Source organism: Psychrobacter sp. JCM 18900 (assembly GCF_904846625.1).
Classification (GTDB): Bacteria; Pseudomonadota; Gammaproteobacteria; order Pseudomonadales; family Moraxellaceae; genus Psychrobacter.
Map to the genome: position 1 here is coordinate 294977 of NZ_CAJHBL010000004.1, position 22679 is coordinate 317655.

Genomic DNA, 22679 nt, shown 5'->3' on the forward strand with positions numbered 1-22679 from the left:
ATATTGTTACTCTGACTTTTATGATATCTCTAACTATAAAATAATTATCATAGTGAAAACTCAGTCTATACTGATAGGATTCATAGAATATTAACGCTAGCATATTTTATGTGCTAGGTTAGTTTTAGAGAAAGATGTAAAGCAACAAAATAATAGATAACAATACGTACGACTAAAAGGCTCCTTATGCGCTCTCAATCTCTTTTAAATTTATTGGTGATCAATGACGATCAGCTCTATGCTGAACGTCTTGTTCAGTTATTGAGTCCTTATTATGATAGTGTAAATTTGGGGTTTATGGACGATAAAGAAGAGCTATTAAAACTTCTGCGCCAACCGTGGGATGTGCTGGTATTTGGCAAAGCTTATAATATGAGCTTTACAGATGTGGTGAGCATCGTACAAGAGCAAAATATCGATCTGCCAATGATCTGTTTAACGAATGAAGAGGTAGCGTCGACTGCCTACAATGAGTATGAGCTACCGACTGTGATTAGTGGCACGATGGTCAAAGCGCTTGAAATGAATCAAGAGATGCCAGTAGTAATGGCCATTTGTTTGCAGCATAGTAGTTTGCGCAGTCGCCGTGAGCTAAAAACCTTGCGTCAAGTGCTTTCTGAAGCAGAACAACGTGCCAATGTATTGATTAAGAACTCTAAGAGCGCGGTCGCTTATATAGACGAGGGTATCCATATATTTGCTAATGAGCCCTATCTTCAGCTATTCGGCTTTAAATCGATGAATGAAGTGGTAGGCGTGCCTATTATTGACCTGATTTCAGGTAGAGATAATGTTCAAGGGTTTAAACAGTTTTTACGTCAGTTTGACAAAGGTAGTCGCCAAGACGTTGAGTTTAATTTTGAAAGCGTGCGGACAGATGGCAGTACTTTTGAAGCAAAGCTACAACTAGCATCAGCCACGTTAGAGGGCGAGCCAGTCATTCAGATTATTATTCAGCAGAATAGTAACAATAGTGCAGAGGTTGCCAAGCGTTTAGCTGAAGCTGAACGTAAAGATAATTTAACTGGCCTAGATAATCGTCGCGGTTTTGAAGATCAGATGATAGCAATACATCAGCAGGCGTCTCAAGGACTAATAACCGCAGCCCTGCTATATGTGCAGGTTGATAATGTAGGCAAAATAAGAAGTAGTTTGGGTCTACAAGGAATAGATGCAACGGTCAAACAAGTTGCCCACACGTTGACTGAGCTAGTACCTGATGGGCATGTGAGCCGTTTCAGCGATACCGCTTTTACGATATTGGTGAAAAACAAGACGACGAGTGATCTTGAAGGACTTGCTGCGCATATCGGTTCGTCTATGAAGGATATGTTTATTGAAGTTGATAAACGTACAACGAGTACAACAGTCAGTATTGCTGTTGTCAAAATTGAAAAAAATCCTGTAGAGCCTGTCATTATATTAGAACGTGCCATGGATGCTATCAGCCAAATCATGGTAGAGACTTCTAATAGTGGCGGGTCTTACCGTATATATGACCCAAGCGAACATGCCAATAGTGACGATCATGCACTTGCTGAGTCATTAGTGGATGCTATTACTAATAACCGCTTTGAGCTATCATTTCAGCCAATATACGACATCAACAACGATCGTAGCGACTTCTTTGAAGTGTATCTACGGTTACCTTTATCAGATGCTGACAATACGGTATTAACCCCTGATCAATTTATGGCAGTGGCTAAAAAGCATCAACTGTTAGAGAAGATTGACCGATGGGTGCTTATCAATGCTTGTAAGAAAATTAATGATGTCCGCAAAGTTAATCCTGAAGCTAAATTATTAGTACAATTAACCAATGCTTCACTGGTTGATAAAAAATTGCCGATTGTCGCCAGTCAGTTGATAAAGGCAGTGGGCGGTACAGCTGGTGTATTAACACTACAGTTCAATGAAATAGATATCTCTGATCATTTAACCGTCGCCAAATCCCAATTTTCCGCGCTCAACGATGTCAATTGTCAAATCGGTGTTAATAACTTTGGCTCGTCTGCCAAATCTATTGAAATTGCCAATTTTGTCCAACCTGATATGGTACGCTTGGCACGCAGTTATATTCAAGACATTGGTTCAGCAGAGAATTTAGAGACGGTCAAGTCTCTTATCACGCGTACTAATGATATTAAAGTCGACGTGCTCATGCCTTATATCGAAGATGCAGCAACGATGTCAGTTGCTTGGAGTGTGGGTGCGCGCTATTTGCAAGGGTATTATTTAGAAGAGCCTAGTAGCACAATAAAGGTAGCGAGTTAAAAGGCCAGTACATCATATCGTTTATGTCATGGCGATAATATTCCTCAACCAAAGATTGCTAAAAATGTCCCTTATCAGTAGATATCAACTGAGCAGCCTTTTGGCTGCTGTTCTGTTGCTCACAGCTTGTGAGAAAACACCACCTGACCACCGTGCTCCTGTGACTCTGCCCTTATATACTGACGGCGATGCGGACAACGGCTCGATAATTTATAAAGATGCTTGCGGTCAATGCCATCAACGTAATGCAGGTCTGAATAAAAAAGGCCCACAATTAATGAATATATATGGTGCGCCGGCTGCCGAGTTAAAAGACTATACCTACAGTAAAGGGCTAGAAGATTCAGGTTGGGTATGGGATGCAGAGACACTCGATCCATATATTGCAGATGCCCAAAAAGCCATGCCAGACTCCAAAATGCTGTCTGACCCGATGCCAGATGCGAAAGAGCGTGCTGATATTATTGCTTATTTATCTACGCTCCGTGCCCCTGCACCAACCGTTACAGATGATGTGAACTGACTTATCATCGTTATGACCTAAAAAATGAGCCAATAACCTACTATGACCCATGCAGCTAACGATATATCATTATTCACCTCTCATAAAACAGCGGATCCGCTCAGCCAGCCCATACCTAGTACGGCTGATTTTCAACGCAACCAGCAGCAAATTGCACAGCTGTTAGCGCAATTAAATCAGATTGTATTGGACAAGCCGCAAGCAGTTAGGCTAGCATTCAGTTGTATCTTGGCAGGCGGTCATTTGTTATTGCAGGACTTGCCTGGTATGGGTAAGACGACTTTGGCTCAGGGCTTGGCACAGTTGTTAGGTTTGAGCTTTAGCCGAGTGCAATTTACCAATGATATGTTGCCTGCTGATATTTTAGGTATGAGCATCTACGACCAAAGTAAACAGCAGTTTGAGTTTCGTCCGGGCCCCATATTTACTCAGTTATTACTTGCCGATGAAATCAACCGTTCCAGTCCCAAAACGCAGAGTGCGCTACTTGAAGCAATGGAGGAGCGACAAGTCACGCAAGATGGTCAGACTTATCCTTTGCCGCAACCGTTCTTTGTCATTGCCACTCAAAATCCATTGCAACAAGCAGGTGTCTATCCGCTCCCAGAGTCGCAGTTAGACAGATTTTTATTATGCTTATCATTGGGTTATCCATCGCCTGCCGCAGAGCGTGAGCTGCTAAAAGGTAAAGACCGTCGCGAGCTACTCAAGGATTTGGATACGGTACTTGATACTGAAGCTGTACTATTGGCTCAGCAGGGTGTCAGGCAAGTTTATGTAGCAGATACAGTACTGGATTACTTGCAAAGACTGGTTGCAAAAACTCGTGCAAGCCAAGAGTATCATGGTTTATCACCTCGCGGCATGTTATCACTACAACGTGCTGCCCAAGCGCATGCTTATGTATCGGGATATATGGAAGTGACCCCTGAAGATATACAAGCAGTGTTTGCTGCGGTTACTGATCATCGCCTCGGTCAGCGTTTCGTACCCGCGCATGTGACTGGTGGGCAGGCAACAAAAACCATCGCCCAACGTATCCTAGCAGAAGTGTCAGTCGTTGCTTAGCAGCTGGCAGACTGTTTGACCCTATTGATTAACTGCATCGCTGAACCATAATTCTACACATAGTCAAATCTATATAACTTAGAAAAAATATCAAAGTCACTCAGTTCACTATTTACGGTATTTTCACCCGCTTTTCTTGTATTCAAATTGTCCTGAATCAACTATATCGTTCTATTCGTGAGTTTGTTTGTCAGTTAGATATAAATACAAATACTGACAGCATTGTTATTTAGATGGTAATAATAGGGTAGTCATGAGCTTATTGCCAAAGGCCTTAACCGCACCAATAAAATCAGCTCTGAGCCGCTGGTTTGCCGCGCGCGCACCTAAGAGTGATAGTGCTACGCTTAATTTGCGTAATGTCTATATTTTCTTTAGTCGTGAAGGAATGCTATTCGCCGTATTGTTAGGGATTACCTTTATCGCGGGTATCAATTATGGCAACAATTTGGTGCTTGGTTTGTGCTTTTATCTGGTTAGTATTTGGCTAATTAGTTTTCATGTTACTTTTGCTCATATATCTGGTCTGCAAGTGCGTCTGCTAGAAGTCACTATGACAGAAGCTGGCTTGCCTGTCTGGATTACGCTGCAGTTGAATAGTGATAGTCGCCAACCACGGCGTCAGTTGCTATTTGAATTTGAGCAGTTAGCCAATAAGAAAACCAAAAATGTCACAAACGCGCCAAGTTCAGTGCTCATCACGCGATTACAAGGCGAGCAAGTCATTCGACTGCCTGTCCAGACTTACAACCGTGGTCAGCTTGAACTGCCACGGTTAAAAATAAAAACAGTTTATCCTCTAGGTATCATGCGTGCATGGTCTTACGTATACTTTGCGCGTACGGCTTGGGTATATCCAAAACCTGAAGTTTTTGACTGGCAAGCAAAATATGCAATCGCAAGCTTAGAGGATTTACCAACAGGTGGGCAGTATAGACAGGGTCAGGACGACTTTGAGCGATTAGATAATTATGTCGAGGGTGAGTCATTGGCCCGAGTCTCTTGGGGGCATGTGGCGCGGGGACAAGGCATGCTGACCAAGCACTTCGCTGATCCGGTCGGTCATGAGCAAACGCTTGATTATGCAGATATGCCAGCTGCACATCACGAGCAAAAACTTGCACAATTGGCTTATGGTGCATTGACGCTGGGTCAGCTAGGCGTACCGTTTCAAATGCGTTTACCTAGTGATACTCCTGCTACTGCGGAAATGGGTAACGGGGAAACCTTTGCGCAAGCATGCTTGCTAAGGCTTGCGAAAGCACCATGACTAATTCTAAACGCTTATCTTCTGCTGATGTTGATACACTGTCCACAGAGTATTCTGCGGTCGATGCTACAAAAACGGCAAGCTTTGAGCAGTTGGCTTTAGGTCAAAAAGTCTCAATTCGACCTGAGCGAAATGACGCTAAATGGTATCGTAAGTTATTTGCACTGCCAGCTTATTATTGGATATTAATTGCTCAAGTCGTCGTTGTGTTACCGCATGCCGCACATTTACCATTATGGCTGATAGGATTTGCCGCCGTCAGTATCGCCGCTCAATTGCCTCATATCAAAGCTAAATTCAAAAAACTATCGCACCTAAAGCGTATTTATCAAAGTGTACAAATGCTAGGCTTTCTGCTGGGGCTATTAGGTCTGTGGCTGACCTACAGTACGGCATTTGGGCTCGATATGGGTGTGGCATTTTTAGTGTTATGCCTAGTTAGCAAACTGTGGGAGCTATATAAGCGCCGCGATGCCTATGTGGTTTTGAATTTATCATTGTTCGTGCTTGCGGCATTATTTTTGATGGATCAAGGTTTACTGACTACTTTAGAAGTGATCGTTGGCGCAGTCATTGTATTGCTAGCATTTATTGCGCTTAATGATGATAGCAATGCTAGCGGTGATGGACGCTTGCGGACATTGGGTGTGTTAGGGGTTGGCGCGTTACCATTATTGCTGGTGCTATTTTTGTTTTTTCCGAGACTGCCACCACTGTGGTCCGTACAGCTCTCAGGTCAGCAAGCCGTTACAGGTGTGTCTAATAGCATGTCTCCTGGTGATTTTGCCAATTTAGGGCAGTCAACTGAGCTAGCCTTTCGGGTAGAGTTTGCTGATGAGCGCCCACCGCAACAGCAGCTGTATTGGCGCGGTTTGGTATTTAGTGATTTCGATGGTGTCACATGGCGACCAGCTTCCCAAAAGGGTCAATGGTCGTCGAGATTGCAAGCACCTGCATGGATTCAGAATGCCTTTGCTACTGTACCTGACGAATCAAGGGCGGCACCTGTCAATTACAAGGTTATCTTAGAACCTACTCAGCAAAACTGGCTATTCGGTCTTGATTATCCATTTTCTCAGCAGCCAGACATCAATACCACATCAGACTTTACTTTAACCAAAGATCAGCCTGTTACGCAGCAGCTCCGTTATGATGTATCGCAGTTTGCATCGATGCGTATTGACCCAGTTTTGACAAAGGCATCAAGACGCGAGAATCTTGCCTTGCCTAATGAAGGTAATCCACAAGCACGCGCGCTTGCTAAGCAGTTATTTGAGCAGTCAGGTTCAGACCCTGTGCGCTATATCGCTGCTATTGAGCAATGGATCAATCGGACAGAGTTTCGCTATACGTTGTCGCCACCACGGCTCAATACCAATCGGATTGACGAGTTTTTATTTGAAACCAAAGCAGGGTTCTGTGAGCATTATTCGTCAAGCTTTACCTTTATGCTACGCGCCGCTGGCATTCCTGCACGAGTAGTAGCGGGTTATCAAGGCGGTGAGCCAAGTCGCAATGGTAACGTATGGGAAGTGCGGCAAATGGATGCGCATGCATGGACTGAGGTTTGGCTTGAGGGCCAAGGCTGGGTACGTGTGGATCCGACAGCCTTTGTGGCGCCTGAGCGAGTAGAGCAAGGCATGAATACGATGACCGAGCAGCAAGGGGCAGCTATGTTTGGCAATGGTGCCAGTGCACAAATCAGCTATCAGCAGTATCAGATGCTACAAACGCTACGCCGCCTATCAGACCAAGCGAGCTACTACTGGCAAAAAGACGTAGTTGGCTATGACCAAGACAAACAGGCCGACTCGCTACTCAAATGGTTCAATATCAGCTCAATCATGCAGCAAATCATTTGGTTAGCCACCAGTGCGGTTTCCGTTATGGCTATCTTAGTATTTGTCATTTGGTATCGTCGCCGTAAGCGCTGGCACCCAGCAGACTTGCCTCTTGCTCAGCTTTCAAAACGTGTTGCTAAGCATGATAAATTATTAGCCCGCAATGATAACGAAGGGCAGCTAGCTTGGCTGGAACGTCTGGCATCGGCTATTGATAGCCGTCAGGATGACACTGCTCATTCTACGAGTCAGCTAACAGATAGCAATGATCCAATCGTTATTCAGGCAAAGCTTATTGAAATTAGACAAAACTACCGTCAGTTACGCTATGGACGACTGAGTACATTTGATAGTAGTCATAGCAAGTATCAAGAACGACTCAAACAACTTAAAAAAGATGTACGCGCATTGTTATAAAGGTTTTTGATGATAGTGTTATTAAGTTGCTAAGGTATCTTGAACTGACGACAAGTTAGATAAGCGAATTAGTGGATAAGTAGAGAGGCGGTTATATGGCGATATATGTAGATTTTGTGCAGATAAAATTCAGAGGCCATAAGTGGTGTCATATGCTTGCCGATAGCTTGCAAGAGCTGCATGAGTTTGCGGCGTTCATTGAATTAGATGAGCGTCTATTCCATCGTGATGCCAGTTATCCGCATTATGATGTCACCGTACAAATGCGAGAAACCGCGATTGAGTACGGCGCGATTCCTGCTGATCGCAGAAAAATTATCGAGTGTGCAAAGAAATTAAAAGTAGAGTTGAATGACCAGATAGAGCAATCTAGTCATTCTTAATATGAGGGATTTTCAAGTAAATAAGTAATGTTTCAATTGCCTGTTCACTTATTTACTCGAATATATATTTATTCAACTATACCAAACACATTATTTTGCTGTTGCTGCAGTACTGATCGCGTTGAGTGCTTTTGAGATATTGGCAATCTCGGTATCGCAACCTTTGATATTGTGACGTGTCTTGAGGTAGTCAGGGTTGTTGTATGACAGCCATACTTTTTTATCAGCATCTTCGCTAATTAAGATTTTTTGTGGTAAATCAATGGCAACAGTTTGCTCACAGTTCATTAATGGCGTACCTGCTTTAGGATTACCAAACATAACGACTTGCGTTGGTCTCAATGATAAGTCGGCACTCTGTGCATTTTTCTGATGATCGACTCGTGCAAATACTTTCATACCCTTGCTTTCGATAACTGAGACCAGTTTGTCTGCGGTATCTTGGACAGAGTGATTGCTCTGTAAAGTTACCAAGCCTTTTTCGGCATTGATAGAGGTTGTGGTGTCTGTCATAGTACCGGTGCTATTGGTTTTATCCAACAGCGTATCAATACTGGCACAAGCGGAAACGGCCACTGCCAGCGCAGCGATAGAGACGATTTTAATCATAATTACACCTTTAAGTTGTCTGTAGTATGGTCAGTCCTAACTATAATGAGCAACATCGAATATTCATTGTGCGTAATCAGGTCTGTGATTGCAATACGTCTTAACAGAACGTTAAACCAAATGTTCTGCCAAATAATCTACGAGCAGTCTAATCTTTGGTGATAAATGACGGTTATGCGGATAGATGGCCCAAATGCTTTCTTCGGGTTCTCTATAGTCATCGAGTAAACTGACTAACTCGCCAGACGCTAAGTACTTTTGCACATAGTAATCAGGCAGCTGTACGATACCTAGCCCTTTTAGCGCAGCATCGACCAGACTATGGCCGCTATTGTATTGCACCGTACCAGAGACACGCAGGTTCCTTTCTACGCTCGTTTGTTGGTTGTCCGTCTTACCATAAGTATCGCTGTTCTCTTTTGTTTTAGTGGTATCTATAAAATGCCAGTAGTCACGTGTACCCAATAGGCAGTTATGTTGACTTAAATCACTTAAATGGTGCGGTATGCCGTGTTTTTTTAGATAAGAGGGCGCAGCGCAGACAAAATTAGTACGCAGGCTAAGTTTCTTTGCCATCATCGTCGAGTCATGCAATTTGCCAATACGAATGGCCAAATCATAACCCCCTTCAATCAAATCAATTTTCTGATTACTCAAAAAGGCAGTCACTTCGATATCGTGATATTGCATCATAAAATCATTGATGAGTGGTAATAACTGCTGCTCACCATAAGTAACGGGCGCTGTTAGTTTTATCCTGCCTTGAGGCTTTGATTGTAAGTTGCTTACGGCTTGCTCAGCCGCATCCAAGCCATCGAGCACACTGCGGCAGTGCTGATAGAATACACGTCCTTCTTCGGTTAATGAGACCTTGCGTGTGGTTCGATATAGCAGCTTTATATTTAAACGTTTCTCTAACGCGCTGATCTGACGGCTGACTTGTGCCGTCGAGATACCCAGCTCTTTTGCACCACGCGTAAAACTCTCATATTCTGCGACATAGACAAACTCACTAATCCCTTCCCAGCGCATGATTATTACCAATATGTAAAAGATATTTGCAAATATAGCATATTGTTATCCGCTCAGAAATAAATATAATGGTTGGTATCAATGTAAACAGAGAGTGTTTTACTGTCATCGATGCTTGCCTATAGAGGGCAGGCAAGATAAGCTCAGTCTATCTTTATTCGTTTTAACTGTGGATATAGTGAACGCCAAAATCCATAAAATGTGTTAGCAAGTTACTAGAATGGATTGCACTTATAACGCAACTGTCATGTCATCACCCATAAATAACAATCAATTAAAAAGAGAGAATTTTATGTCAGATAAATTTATCAAATCAAAAGCCGCCATCGCGTGGGGTCCAAAGCAGCCACTATCTATCGAAGAAGTGGACGTCATGCTACCGCGCAAAGGCGAAGTATTGGTAAAAATCGTCGCCAGTGGTGTCTGTCACACAGATGCTTTTACCTTATCTGGTGAAGACCCAGAAGGCGTATTCCCTGCGATCTTGGGTCATGAAGGCGGCGGTATCGTTGAGCAAGTTGGCGAAGGCGTGACCAGTGTTCAGGTCGGCGACCATGTCATTCCGTTATACACGGCAGAATGCGGCGTCTGTAAAATGTGCCGCTCAGGAAAAACCAATCTTTGCTCGGCAGTGCGCGAGACTCAAGGCAAAGGCTTGATGCCAGATGGCACTACACGTTTTTATAAAGACGGCGAGCCTATCTATCATTATATGGGTTGCTCAACTTTCTCTGAGTACACGGTTTTACCAGAGATTTCTTTGGCTAAAGTCAATAAAGAAGCGCCATTACAAGAAGTTTGCTTGCTTGGTTGCGGTGTGACTACTGGCATGGGCGCGGTCATGAATACTGCAAAAGTTGAAGAGGGCGCTACAGTAGCTATCTTTGGACTGGGCGGTATTGGACTGTCAGCAGTAATTGGTGCTGCTATGGCAAAAGCCAGCCGTATCATCGCGATTGATATCAATGAAAGCAAGTTTGAGTTAGCCAAAAAACTAGGTGCAACTGACTGTATCAACCCAAAAGATTATGACAAACCAATTCAAGAAGTGATCGTTGAGCTAACTGATGGCGGTGTTGATTATTCGTTTGAATGTATCGGTAATGTCGATGTCATGCGTTCAGCGTTAGAGTGCTGCCACAAAGGTTGGGGTGAGTCGGTCATCATCGGTGTGGCTGGTGCTGGACAAGAAATCTCAACCCGTCCATTCCAGTTAGTGACTGGTCGAGTCTGGAAGGGCTCAGCATTTGGCGGTGTAAAAGGTCGCACAGAACTACCAGGTTATGTCGAACGCTATCTAGCAGGCGAGATTCCGCTACAGGACTTCATCACTCATACGATGCCGATAGAAGACGTCAACGAAGCGTTTGACTTGATGCACAAAGGCGAAAGTATCCGTACGGTTGTACACTTCTCAGAGTAGTTAATGACAGCAGTAACGACGTCATTGTCTTAGAAATGCTTTGTTAAAAATAAAAAGGCTGCTTCAATATTGAAGCAGCCTTTTTTTAATATTATTTCCACACATAGCTTAGTGATTGAAAGTCTCAAGCACTCTTTTTGCTAATGATTAGATCCGCTAGTGTCGATAAATCTGATGCGGTCAAATCTGGAACTGGTACATTTGGCGCGTTGAGCATCGCATTATAGGGACGGGTCAAAAATGCACCGCGACAACCAGCCGCTTGTGCGCCTATAGTATCCCAGAGGTGACAGGCAACAAGACATAAGTCTGACGTATCAACGGCTAGCGTATCAGCCACCAATTGGTAAGTATCAGGTGCTGGCTTGAACTTGCCAACAGTCTCAATACTGAAATGCTGCTCAAAGAATTGACTGAGACCTGCTTTTTCTAGTGGCGTTGGGGACGCACTGCTTGCTGAATTGGTCAGCGTGACCAGTCGAAACCCTGCATCACGCAAACGAGTCAGTGCTGGCGCTGCATCAGGATGCGCCGGCAACGCGTTCATTCTTTCTTTGAACTCATTGATATCGTCGTCTGTCAAAGCCACTTGTCTGATATCAGCAACCATTTGCAATGCACCAACGCCGAGCTCGCCAAAAGGCGTATAGAGACCGGATAACGTCATGGTCTGCGAGTACAGTACCAGCTGAGCGAACCATTCTCGCAGTACTCTTTGCTTGCCAAAGACACGGGTGAATAAAGGCGTTAGCGTGTCGATATCGAGCAATGTTTCGTTGACGTCGAACACAATAATCGAGGGAAAGCGTTCAGAAGACATAAAGTATCCTTTTATAGAATGACATTTTTATAACGTCAGGTGGTTTACTCAGTCATGTTGGCCAATTGCTCTAAAATACTGATGTAGTTCTCGACCCCTTGGGCACCGCTGACCAGATGACGCTCATTAAAGATAATCGCTGGTACACTTTGGATGCCTTGCTGTTGCCAATGCTGCTCTTCGGCTCGTACTTCTTTTGCAAAGAACTGACCTTCTAACACTGCCAATGATTCACTACGATCAAGCCCAGTCTCTGCTGCAATATCAGCAAGCACATTGATATCTGAGATGTCTCTGTTATTGGTGAAATGCGCGGCAAACAAGGCTTGCTTTAGCTCATGCATGCGGCCTTGTTGATCAGCGAAATGTAGCAGCTGATGCAAGTTAAAGGTGTTGTGCATGCGTGTGTCATCATTGAAATTAAATTTAAAGCCAACTTCCTGTCCAGCTTCAGTCATTCTGACTCGGCTAGCATCTGACTCTTGCTTGGTAGAACCGTACTTCTCGATGATGTGCTCACGTAGGTTTTGACCTTCGTTCGGCATATTTGGGTTTAGCTCAAACGGATGCCAGTGGATAGTGTGAGCGGTATTGGTTTGCTCAAGTGCTGCTGCCAATTGGCGATAACCGATGACGCACCAAGGGCAGACGACGTCTGAGACGATATCTATTCGGAGTGGTTTTTCTGATGTGCTCATATTTCCTCACAGGTATTATTATGTATGTTTTGTTTGGGATGTATAGATAGTGGCATATCAGTTGGAATCAAGCAGATATACCTAGTTATCAGACAACTATAATTAGTTACCATATATCAAGTCAGTTCATACTAAGAGAATGACTAAGTGATTACAATGTAGTCTGCGCAGTCGGCGTCGCCAATTCGGTAGCGTAATTGTAACCATTACCAATAAGAAAGTAGGCGTTTTTGCAATACGCTGACTCAGTCATAACAAAACCTACGAATACTTAACCAAGCAGGCATGGTCATAAAATAGCTTTTTATTTAAAGTGGCTTCGTTAAATGATAATCGAAGAAGAAAAATTCTAAGCAAGAATAAAAAACTAATATCAATAATGGAGTCATAGATGAAAAATATCACTGAAGCGATGAACTGGCGCTATAGCACAAAAGAATTTGATACCAATAAGAAAATCTCAGCAGAAGATTTCCAAAGTCTAAAAGATATTTTGCGCCTAAGTCCTTCGAGTACCAACATTCAGCCTTGGCATTTTGTCATTGCTGATGATGAAGCTGGTAAAGCCCGAATCGCAAAAGGCACTGAGGGCATGTATGAGTTCAACGATGCCAAAGTAAAAGGTGCCTCGCACGTCATTGTATTCTGTAGCCGTGTCTATGCAGATGATGAGTTTTTGAATGACATACTAGAAAAAGAAAATGCAGATGGTCGTTTTGCGGAACCACAATTTAAAGAGCAAATGCATCAGACGCGTAAAATGTTTTTGGACATTCGTCGTTATGAGCAAAAGGACGAGCCACATTGGTTGATAGAGCAATTGTATCTTAATATGGGCGCTCTGCTACTAGGGGCTGCAACTTTGGGTATCGATGCGGTGCCGATGGAAGGGGCGGATTTAAAAGCACTTGATGAAGAGTTTGATTTGCGTAGTAAAGGTTACACCGCTGTGGCAGTCGTATCACTTGGTTATCGTAGTAAAGATGACTTTAACGCTGAGCTGCCAAAATCACGTTTTGATGAAGAAACGATTATCACGAAAGCCTAGCCAGTTATTAGCTAATCCAAGAACGGATTTAATAGACATATCTACTAAATACTATACGTAAAAAGTCTATTTAAGAGCCTCATAAACTGACCGTTTATGGGGCTTTTTTTATCGATATTTCCTTTGAAATAACGTTAAAAACTGATGATAAATCATATATCACCTATTAGCAGCGCTAACATTTCGATACTCTTGCAGATTAGAAACTACACTGGAACCCCTACAAAGTAAAAACAAAACAACTTTTTTCATACGTCATAATAAATTTATTGACGCTGTCATTTTGAAGCGTATTTCACCATTTTATTATGTTCATCTGCCAGCGAGAAGCCAGCATGTCTACTTTGACTTTAACAATCAATAAGCAAGATTATCAGCTTGAAAATCTTGACGCCCGTACGACACTGCTCGACGTCTGTCGTCAGCATTTACAAATTACTGGACCCAAAAAAGGCTGCGACCATGGTCAATGCGGGGCATGTACAATGCTCATCAATGGACGACGGGTTAATTCTTGTCTGACGCTCGCCGTTATGCATGATGGTGATGACATCACAACAATTGAAGGCATCGGAATGCCAGAGTCATTATCGGCATTGCAGCAAGCGTTTAAAGACAATGACGCTTTTCAGTGCGGATATTGCACGCCTGGTCAGATTTGCTCAGCGACCGCATTGATAGAAGAAGTGAAGCAAAACTGGCCAAGCCATGTTAGCACCGACTTAAAAAATCCTGATGGTCTCCTTGTACAAGAAATTGCTGAGCGCATGAGTGGTAACATCTGCCGCTGCTCAGCTTATCCAAATATTATCAAAGCCATTTCACAAGTGCTTGAGAGTCAGGTATCAGAGAGTCAAATACAAGAAGCTAGTACTCAAACAACAGACAATACAGTGCAAAACTCAAGCGTGACAGGTATCTGGTCGCCGCCACCGAGCGAGGCGCAACTTGGTAAGACCTCAGCGAATAACAAGACAGCAACTGCTACAACAGGAGGCCGCTCATGAAACGCTTTGAATATAGCCGTGCTGATGCACCAGAGCAAGCGGCAATATCTGCCAGTACCAAAGATGCGTCATTTATCGCAGGTGGTACCAACTTATTAGACTTGATGAAATTGGAGATTGAAACGCCAATTAAATTGGTCGATATTACCCGTTTAGAATTAGAGCAAGTTGAAACCACTGCCGACGGTGGTCTGCGTATTGGCACGCTTGTGACCAATAGTGATTTAGCAGCGCATCCTGAAGTTATTGCAAATTATCCAGTATTGTCCCGAGCGATTTTGGCAGGAGCGACTGGCCAGCTGCGTAATAAAGCAACGACTGGCGGTAATTTCTTACAGCGCACCCGTTGTTATTACTTCTATCAAACGGATAGTGCTTGCAATAAGCGTGAACCGGGCACAGGTTGTCCTGCTATCAATGGCGAGAACCGTACGCTGGCTATTTTAGGTACGAGCGATGCCTGTATCGCTCAGCATCCATCTGACATGGCAGTAGCGATGCGCTTGCTGGATGCCACTATCGAGACAGTTAAAGCGGATGGATCGACTCGTTCTATCAATGTGAAGGACTTTTATCGCTTGCCGAAAGATACGCCGCATATTGAAAACGTATTAGAGACAGGCGAGTTAATTACTCATGTTGTATTACCTGCGCCTATTAAAGGTATGCATACTTATGACAAAGTGCGAGATCGCGCCTCATATGCGTTTGCGCTCGTGTCCTGTGCCGCAGTGATAGACGCTGATGATAACGGTAATCTAAAAACGGTACGATTGGCATTTGGTGGTATCGGTACGGAGCCATGGCGTAATGAAGAAGTTGAGGCACTGTTGACGGATACCGATGGCAATAATGACGTTATCGTGCAAGCTGCCGATCTGTTATTGAATGATGCCAAAGGTAATGGTCAAAACGACTTTAAGATACCGTTGACGCGTCGCCTACTAAAACAAGTCATTCAGCGCGCACTAGCGGGCGAGGGAGCATAATCATGTCATTATTTGAATCAATCACTCAGTCAGAACCGACCAAAAAAATGACCATGGATGAACCTGTTGAATCTTTATTTAGCACAACAGCGAGCAAACTGGTTGGTAAGCCAATCAACCGTGTTGATGGCTCGCTGAAGGTTAGTGGTCAAGCACCTTACAGTGCTGAAATCCATTTAGACAATAAAGCGTACGGTGTCTTGGTCGGTGCGACTATTGCTAAAGGGCAAGTCCAGAATATCGATAGTAGTTCTTTAGATGGCATTCCCAATATTATCAAGGTCGTGACAGATCCTAAGCACTTCTTGCGTAATTCTCAGCAAGGCGGATTGAAAAAAGCGCCAAAGCAGGGAGCGACTGAGATTTTTTATCATGGTCAACCCATCGCTGTTGTAATCGCTGAAACCTTTGAAGCAGCAACAGAAGGGGCAAATGCGCTTAAAGTCACTTATAAAGATGAGACTGACCAAGCGGCATTAAATTTTACTAAAGAGTTGTCTAACGCCCATGCAGTTGATGAAAAAAAAGGCTCTGACAAAAATTATGTCCAAGGCGATCCTGAGCAAGGATTGGCTAATGCTGAAGTAACACTAGATCGCTTTTATCATACGCCAAGTCAAAACAGCTCTGCGATGGAGCCACATGCGACATTGGCACATTGGGAAGGGGATAAGCTCGTTCTTTATACGGCAAATCAAATGCTTGCGTCTTGTAAGCAGCAAGTCATGGATGCGCTAAACTTAAACAAAGATCAAGTTCAGCTAATTGCACACTATGTTGGTGGTGGGTTTGGTAGTAAGCTCGGTATTGCGCCTGAATCTATTGCCGCTGCTATTGCGTCAAAAGATCTTGGTCGACCAGTATTGATTACTATGACCCGTCCACAGGTGATGGAGGCAACGGTCAGACGCTCAAACACTCGTCAGCGCATTGCAATTGGCTGCGATAAAAATGGCGTTATCGATACGTTGATTCACGATACCATTTCTAGCAATTTGCCAGACGAAGCGTTCTTTGAACCAACTGCCTTGTCTACGCACTATCTATACAGTGGTAAAAACCGCCGTGTAAATTACGAAATGGTTGATATGAACCAAGTGCTATCAGGCTCTATGCGTGCACCTGGTGAAGCGGTCGGTATGATTGCCGTTGAGTGTGCGATGGATGAATTGGCTGCGCAATTGGACCTTGATCCTATAGAGCTGCGCCGCCGTAACGAACCCGAAAAAGACCCTAGTAAAGACATTCCATTTTCGACGCGCCAGCTGATTGCCTGTATGGAGCAAGGTGCTGAGCAGTTTGGTTGGAGTCAGCGCAACACAAAGCCTGCCAGTCAATTAGAAGGTGACTGGTGGATAGGCACGGGCATGGCTGCGGCCGCACGTGGTAACCAGTTACAGTCTTCTGAAGCGCGCGCAACGCTGCAAATCGATAAGTCAAAAGCGCTTGGTGTCAAAGCAGTTATCGAGACAGATATGACGGATATCGGTACAGGGTCTTATACAGTGTTTTCTCAGGTAGCAGCAGATTTATTAGGATTACCTATCGACCATATCGAGATGAAATTAGGCGATAGTGCCTTACCACCTGCATCAGGTTCAGGTGGTAGCTGGGGTGCAGCAAGTGCAGGTAGTGGTGTCTACCTCGCTTGTGAGCAGCTGCGTGAAATGTTAGCAGAAAAAGTCGGTCTATACCCTGATACGATTCAGCTAGATAATGGTCAAATTAAGCAAGTAGGCAAGCATGATCTGACTACAGTAGAGGCAGCCAAAGAGAACGGTCAAGCGTTTGCTGATAGCACTATTGATAAGATATCTGAAACGACCGGAGTCTCATTTTCAGAGAATGTATTAGAAGAACAGACAGCATCAGAAAAATATGATTTTGACAATACAGAATCATATGCGCTTGCTGACGTGATCGCAGGCTACGAGGAGCAAAAAGTCAGTGCCAAAGGACAGATAAAGCCAGGTAAAAATGGTAAAAAGTATCGTCAGTCTTCTTTTGGTGCAAACTTTGCTGAAGTAGCTGTGCATAAAGTTACTGGTGAGATTCGAGTAAAACGCATGACAGGCGCATTTGCCGCAGGTCGTATTCTTAACCATAAAACAGCGACTTCGCAATGCTATGGTGGCATGGTATTCGGTATTGGCTCAGCGTTGATGGAAGAGGTCATCTACGATAAACGTGACGGTCGCCTATGTAACCATGATCTCGCTGAATATCATGTGCCAGTCAATGCCGATGTACCACAGTTAGATGTGATATTGGTCGAAGAGGATGATCCTTATACCAACCCAATGCATATCAAGGGCATTGGTGAGACTGCTATTGCTGGTGCTGCCGCCGCGATTGCTAACGCTGTCTATAATGCCGTCGGCGTACGCGTTTATGATTTTCCGATTACGCTTGATAAATTGCTTTACGAGATGCCAGAGTAATTTTTTGAGCCATATGTACGACAGGAACCCGCTTAATGAGCGGGTTTTTATAACTCAATCAGCAGTATATTTCGTCATTATCAAGAAAATAACTACCAAATAAGAGGCGTTATGAATCAGGTCGCTGACATTCTTAAGCTGGCAATCAAAGCTAAGCAACAAGGTATTGATGCTGTATTGGCAACGGTCGTACGTACTGAAGGCTCAGCATATCGCCGTGCTGGCGCGATGATGCTTATCTGTGAGGATGGTCGATCAGTTGGGATGATTAGTGGTGGCTGCTTGGAGCCGCATATTATCAAACGTGCCTTTTGGCTTACTCGTAACGGTGCCAATGTGCAAGTCTATCAGACGGGTGATGACATTCAATATGCTGACGATGGCCAAGCGCAAGCAGGTGTGAAGCGAACTAACTCTGATATATATGATGAGTCGGATAAAGGTTTAGATAGCGGCTTAAATGGCGGTTTAGATGACGCGGACTTTGATGAGCTAAATTTTGGATTAGGCTGTAATGGGCGAGTGCATGTATTGTTTGAACGACTAACGACAGCAACACCATTGTTAGAGACAATCCGTAATGTTCGACGTACTCAGCAGCCGATTACTGTAGCGACTTTAATTCGTGCTGACGACTATCAGTATCAAGATTCTATATCGCAAAACAGTGATAACTTGCAAATCGGGATGCGGATTAATTTAGATGAATACTGCAGTTTGGGAAGCGTTTTTGCACTAGGGAAAACAGCTCTTCCAAGCATACTTGCCAATACTGTAGAAGAGTTAGCACAATATAAGCTGTCTGATAAAAATGCCGAATATGTGACGGTGAAAAATGAAGACGTAAATACAGAGTGGCTCGTGCAACGCCTGCAACCACAATTGCGTCTATTGATTTGCGGGGCAGGTAACGATGTGATGCCACTGGTGACCATGGCTAAACTACAAGATTGGCATGTGACGGTCGTAGACAGTCGCGCGCAATATGCGACGCGTATGCGGTTTCCTCAAGCGGATGTTGTGATGTCGCTATCTTTAGATGACAGTGAGACTTTGCTTAAGCTCAGTAATAACGCAGCCGTCGCCCTGATGTCACACAGCTTGAGTCAAGATCGCGCGCGCCTAACTGTACTGCTCGAGCATTCAAACAATTATAAATACTTAGGACAATTAGGGCCGCGCTATCGAACCGAACGTTTAATTAATGAGATTAGCATAAACCTTAGCAATCCTACTATGTTAGAAGCTGGCATTCATAAATTGCATTATCCGATTGGTTATAAGCTGGGTGGAGATGGCCCTGAGGCACTTGCGCTTGGCATCATGGCAGAGATTAATGCGGTCATGCATAGTCAAGACGCTCCAGTAAGTGGTTCACATAACAATGTTTCAAATATCCCAGCGGTGAGTAATGATACGGATGCCAATATTGTCCAGAGTGGCGTATGAGTAAGCGTGCATTTACAGAAGGTGCTGAATATACAGAAAGTACTAAACAGCAGAGTCAAAACCATGCGGTCATTATCTTAGCAAGTGGCCTCAGTCAGCGTCTAGGTCAACCCAAGCAGCTGCTTATTAAGAATGGCGAGCCGTTAATTACTTATATGACTCGATTGGCAATAACGACCAATCCGCAAGCCATCGTCGTCGTTATTCCTGATAAGCATCGTTTGATTGATAGCGCGATTACAGCGTTGGAAAATCAATATTCAACGGTTCAAATAGTAGTGAACTCACAAGCTGATGCTGGTATGGCGGATAGTTTAAGTCTAGGTATTGAGACAATTGCTGCTCTTGAAACGACTTCAATCGATCGAGTGCTCATCATGGGAGTCGATCAAGTGTTATTAGATGAGCCACATTTAACCGCTTTGCTATCGGGCGAGCAGCCAGTAGTGGCTAGTCGCTATGACAGTTGGCAACGTTTAAAAAAACATCAAAATCTGGATGAAACGGTATCTGATATCATAGGTCTGCCTTTGGCAATTGACTATAACCTGCTGAGACAGTGGCAGTCAGAATTGATAGGAGATAAAGGGCTTCGTTACCTCATTAGAGAATTGCCCACTGATCAAGTAGGTGATGTCGATAATGACCAACTTAGCTACGATATTGATACGCCTGAGCAACTAGCGTTTGCTAGAAAACTGGGTTGGCTTGATAGCTAACTTGATTAATTTAATTGATTTTGAACAGTATTCCTTCTGAACAACGAAATGCGAGAGAATAAAATTATAAATACGATAGAAACCGAACGACTGTATCTCAGACAATGGCAAGCGAGCGACTTTGCGCCATTCGCTGAGATGAATGCTAACCCTGAAGTAATGGCATACTTTCCTAAGTTATTGACTACTTCCATGAGTAATACTATCGCCAAAAAATGCCAGTCGCTGATTGATGACAATGGGTGGGGTTTTTGGGCGGTCAGTCTAAAAGAGACAGATACTTTTATCGGTATGGTTGGGTTAAATAACGCGCATGCCGATATGCCGTTTTCTCCTGCTGTCGAGATTGCTTGGCGCTTAGATAATGACTATTGGGGATTAGGGTATGCGACTGAAGCTGCCCGAGCATCTCTGAATTTTGCCTTTGTTGAGTTAGGGATTGAGGAAGTAGTTTCATTTACAGCAGTCATTAATAAGCGCTCACAATTGGTTATGGAGCGCCTTGGTATGACCAATACACAAGAAAACTTCTATCACCCGATGATTAATTCTAATCATCGGCTCGCTGAGCATGTGCTGTACAAAATCACTCGGCAGCAGTGGAAGCTTGCTTAGCTGCGTTAGCATACCCAGTTAAACGAATTAAAATTTATATACTTAAACTAATATATAATTATCGATTTATGTATATAAAATGAGAATGCTATGGAAGATATATTACTAGAATTTGAGAATGGTATAGCAGATATATTAGAGCTATTCAATAAATTTCGAGATAGTATCGGTGAGAACCCAGTATCAAAAACTACTAGAGATCGTATTGATTATTTTATAAGGGCTTATGAAAATTACAAGGTTGCTTTGGATAAAGGAAGTGCAGAGAAAATTGCAGAAGCTGCTTTAAGTGTTTGTTCGAATGCAAGTACAATTGATTTTCTTGTTGAGGATATTGATGAGCGAACGAGGGAATATAGTAAAACTTTATCAGAACGTGCTGTTTTTCTTCGTGGAAAGATAGAAAATTCACCAATTTTGACAGTTCCTTTGACAGACAAAGCACGTTCAAATGTTTCAAGCGATATGCAAGACTATAGATCTTTTAAGAAACAATTAAAAGATACGAATGAAAAACTTGAACAATTAAATCGTAAAGTAAAAAAATCACTTGATGAAAGTGAAGTTAAGGCTGATATTTTAACGAAAGAAATAGAGTCATTAGAAGAGACATACAAAAGTAAAATTGGTGCCATATCACTAGCATATGAAGAAGAGCTAAAAGCTATTAATGATAAGAATGCTCAGTTAGATACTCTTTTAGGTAACGCAGCAAGCAGAGTGATTGTTACTGAATATGCTGATAGTGCAGACCAAGAAAAAATAGCTGCTGATTGGTTGAGATGGGGATCATTGTTTTGTATGGCAATTATTATTCTAATAGCTGGCTATTCTTTCTGGGAATCTATTCATCAAAGCTTTGATCTATCTAATTCGCTTCTACGATTGGCATTAGTGTTCTTGTTATCTGTTCCAGCTGCTTACTTAGCGCGTGAGTCTACTAAGCATCGTCAGCAACAATACACTCATCTTCAAACATCATTAGACTTAAAGGCTATTAATCCTTATATAGCCTCGTTACCTGAAGAAGAGCAACATAAAATAAAATCCGAAATTGCTCAAAGAATATTTGCCCCTAAAGATTTTCAATCTATAAGTAATGAGTCTTATCCAATTAACTCTCAAGAAGTCATCATGGCACTTATTGCAAAATTTGGAAACGATAAAGATAAACCGTCAGATTAATTATCTCGCGAAAACGTCAGAATATGCCCTTTAAATGGCAAGTCTAGGTAAGTCGTATTTTCAGGTTTTACATGCTTACTACTAAAGCCAAATTCAGTCATCTTATTGGTTAGCTTGTTTTTTCGACCGCGACCAGGATCGACCACGATGACTTCGCAAGTCGGCATAGCATGACGGTCAATGAACTCAGCTAATATATCAATGTGTTGGTCTTCATAGAGCAAGTCACTGCCGATAATCATATCAAACTTGCCAAGATGGCTATTATCCTCTGCCCAATCTAAACGCTCAAAATTAATCTCTTTGTTATTATTCAGCGTGGTATTCCTATCAAGGAAATACTCAACCGTTGGATGATAGTCAGTCGCTGTGATGTCCGCATGTCTATGATTCAGTAGCAAACTAGAGAGCGCCATACCGCAGCCAACTTCCAAAATACGTTTGCCTGCAATATCGTAATCAAGCATATGATTGGCCAGCACCAAGCTTGACGGCCATATCACCCCAAACATCGGCCAAGAAGCAGAGCAGATGCCCAAATTTAACGCTTCGTCATCAGGGTCGCTAAATTGTTGATTGTCACGCAAAGTACAAATATGAATGTCGGTATTGCCAATTTCAATCGTTTGATAACGCACGCGCACAGTGGTCAGCGAAGTCATAAACTGTCCTAAAAAATAAGCAAGAATGCAAGTTTTGGCAGGGGTTGCCGATTTCGGTAGGGTACGACGTTGGAAAAGATAGTTAAAATATTGGAAGCGGTATAGATGTTTGAATGATTAGAGATTTGTGGCAACTTAAGTTGTGGCAAGAAAATACTTAAGTATGAGAAGAGTATGACCTAAATTCTGACAAGTTATTGTTAATT

Annotated in this window: 20 protein-coding genes; 15 read left to right on the forward strand and 5 right to left on the reverse strand. The window is 43.2% G+C overall.

Annotated features, from left to right (window positions below; all coding sequences use genetic code 11):
* The first annotated feature begins 186 nt into the window (after positions 1-186).
* The 6 genes from JMX96_RS09555 to JMX96_RS09580 all read left to right on the forward strand — a co-directional run bounded on the left by JMX96_RS09555 (position 187) and on the right by JMX96_RS09580 (position 7776).
* On the forward strand, positions 187-2274 hold the full coding sequence (locus tag JMX96_RS09555; RefSeq protein WP_201568803.1) for an EAL domain-containing protein: 2088 nt from the start codon (positions 187-189) through the stop codon (positions 2272-2274).
* Between the two features lie 64 nt (positions 2275-2338).
* The gene (locus JMX96_RS09560; RefSeq protein WP_201568804.1) at positions 2339-2797 is read left to right on the forward strand and encodes a c-type cytochrome; all 459 of its coding nucleotides are present in this window, start codon (positions 2339-2341) and stop codon (positions 2795-2797) included.
* A 42-nt stretch (positions 2798-2839) separates the two neighbouring features.
* Positions 2840-3865, forward strand: coding sequence for an AAA family ATPase (locus JMX96_RS09565; RefSeq protein WP_201568805.1), 1026 nt, complete (start codon positions 2840-2842; stop codon positions 3863-3865).
* 253 nt (positions 3866-4118) lie between these two features.
* Positions 4119-5135, forward strand: a complete 1017-nt coding sequence (locus JMX96_RS09570) for a DUF58 domain-containing protein (RefSeq protein WP_201568806.1) — start codon at positions 4119-4121, stop codon at positions 5133-5135.
* The gene (locus tag JMX96_RS09575; RefSeq protein WP_201568807.1) at positions 5132-7393 is read left to right on the forward strand and encodes a transglutaminaseTgpA domain-containing protein; all 2262 of its coding nucleotides are present in this window, start codon (positions 5132-5134) and stop codon (positions 7391-7393) included. Before JMX96_RS09570 ends, JMX96_RS09575 begins: the two co-directional genes overlap by 4 nt.
* A gap of 95 nt (positions 7394-7488) precedes the next feature.
* Complete coding sequence (locus JMX96_RS09580; protein ID WP_201568808.1) at positions 7489-7776, forward strand: DUF4031 domain-containing protein; 288 nt, start codon at positions 7489-7491, stop codon at positions 7774-7776.
* A 90-nt stretch (positions 7777-7866) separates the two neighbouring features.
* Here JMX96_RS09580 and JMX96_RS09585 read toward each other — a convergent pair whose 3' ends face one another.
* Together JMX96_RS09585 and JMX96_RS09590 are read right to left on the reverse strand one after the other, a co-directional pair.
* Entirely contained in the window at positions 7867-8385 is a 519-nt protein-coding gene (locus tag JMX96_RS09585; protein WP_201568809.1) for a DUF302 domain-containing protein, read from the reverse strand.
* A gap of 111 nt (positions 8386-8496) precedes the next feature.
* Complete coding sequence (locus tag JMX96_RS09590) at positions 8497-9417, reverse strand: LysR family transcriptional regulator (RefSeq protein ID WP_201568810.1); 921 nt, start codon at positions 9415-9417, stop codon at positions 8497-8499.
* A 292-nt stretch (positions 9418-9709) separates the two neighbouring features.
* Here JMX96_RS09590 and JMX96_RS09595 point away from each other — a divergent pair, with 292 nt between their 5' ends.
* Positions 9710-10840 (forward strand): S-(hydroxymethyl)glutathione dehydrogenase/class III alcohol dehydrogenase, encoded by a 1131-nt coding sequence (locus JMX96_RS09595; RefSeq protein WP_261862992.1) that lies wholly within the window; start codon positions 9710-9712, stop codon positions 10838-10840.
* A gap of 124 nt (positions 10841-10964) precedes the next feature.
* Here JMX96_RS09595 and JMX96_RS09600 read toward each other — a convergent pair whose 3' ends face one another.
* Both JMX96_RS09600 and JMX96_RS09605 read right to left on the reverse strand, forming a co-directional pair.
* Positions 10965-11660: a haloacid dehalogenase type II gene (locus tag JMX96_RS09600; protein ID WP_201568811.1), complete on the reverse strand. Its 696-nt coding sequence runs from the start codon at positions 11658-11660 to the stop codon at positions 10965-10967.
* Positions 11661-11704: 44 nt separating this feature from the next.
* Positions 11705-12358 (reverse strand): DsbA family protein, encoded by a 654-nt coding sequence (locus tag JMX96_RS09605; protein WP_201568812.1) that lies wholly within the window; start codon positions 12356-12358, stop codon positions 11705-11707.
* Between the two features lie 391 nt (positions 12359-12749).
* Here JMX96_RS09605 and nfsB point away from each other — a divergent pair, with 391 nt between their 5' ends.
* The 8 genes from nfsB (at position 12750) to JMX96_RS09645 (ending at position 21811) form a co-directional block, all read left to right on the forward strand.
* A complete protein-coding gene (nfsB, locus tag JMX96_RS09610) occupies positions 12750-13406 on the forward strand; it encodes an oxygen-insensitive NAD(P)H nitroreductase (protein WP_201568813.1) in 657 nt (218 codons plus the stop codon).
* A gap of 335 nt (positions 13407-13741) precedes the next feature.
* On the forward strand, positions 13742-14413 hold the full coding sequence (locus JMX96_RS09615; protein ID WP_201568814.1) for a 2Fe-2S iron-sulfur cluster-binding protein: 672 nt from the start codon (positions 13742-13744) through the stop codon (positions 14411-14413).
* Positions 14410-15402, forward strand: coding sequence for an FAD binding domain-containing protein (locus JMX96_RS09620; RefSeq protein WP_201568815.1), 993 nt, complete (start codon positions 14410-14412; stop codon positions 15400-15402). Before JMX96_RS09615 ends, JMX96_RS09620 begins: the two co-directional genes overlap by 4 nt.
* 2 nt (positions 15403-15404) lie before the next feature.
* A complete protein-coding gene (locus JMX96_RS09625; RefSeq protein ID WP_201568816.1) occupies positions 15405-17843 on the forward strand; it encodes a xanthine dehydrogenase family protein molybdopterin-binding subunit in 2439 nt (812 codons plus the stop codon).
* Between the two features lie 111 nt (positions 17844-17954).
* A complete protein-coding gene (locus tag JMX96_RS09630) occupies positions 17955-19292 on the forward strand; it encodes an XdhC family protein (protein WP_201568817.1) in 1338 nt (445 codons plus the stop codon).
* Positions 19289-20011: a nucleotidyltransferase family protein gene (locus tag JMX96_RS09635; protein ID WP_201568818.1), complete on the forward strand. Its 723-nt coding sequence runs from the start codon at positions 19289-19291 to the stop codon at positions 20009-20011. Before JMX96_RS09630 ends, JMX96_RS09635 begins: the two co-directional genes overlap by 4 nt.
* Before the next feature lie 48 nt (positions 20012-20059).
* Positions 20060-20626: a GNAT family N-acetyltransferase gene (locus JMX96_RS09640; RefSeq protein ID WP_201568819.1), complete on the forward strand. Its 567-nt coding sequence runs from the start codon at positions 20060-20062 to the stop codon at positions 20624-20626.
* Positions 20627-20716: 90 nt separating this feature from the next.
* A complete protein-coding gene (locus tag JMX96_RS09645) occupies positions 20717-21811 on the forward strand; it encodes a hypothetical protein (protein ID WP_201568820.1) in 1095 nt (364 codons plus the stop codon).
* Here JMX96_RS09645 and JMX96_RS09650 read toward each other — a convergent pair.
* Positions 21808-22473, reverse strand: coding sequence for a class I SAM-dependent methyltransferase (locus JMX96_RS09650; RefSeq protein ID WP_201568821.1), 666 nt, complete (start codon positions 22471-22473; stop codon positions 21808-21810). The two genes, JMX96_RS09645 and JMX96_RS09650, sit on opposite strands and share 4 nt — an antisense overlap.
* Between the last annotated feature and the right edge of the window lie 206 nt (positions 22474-22679).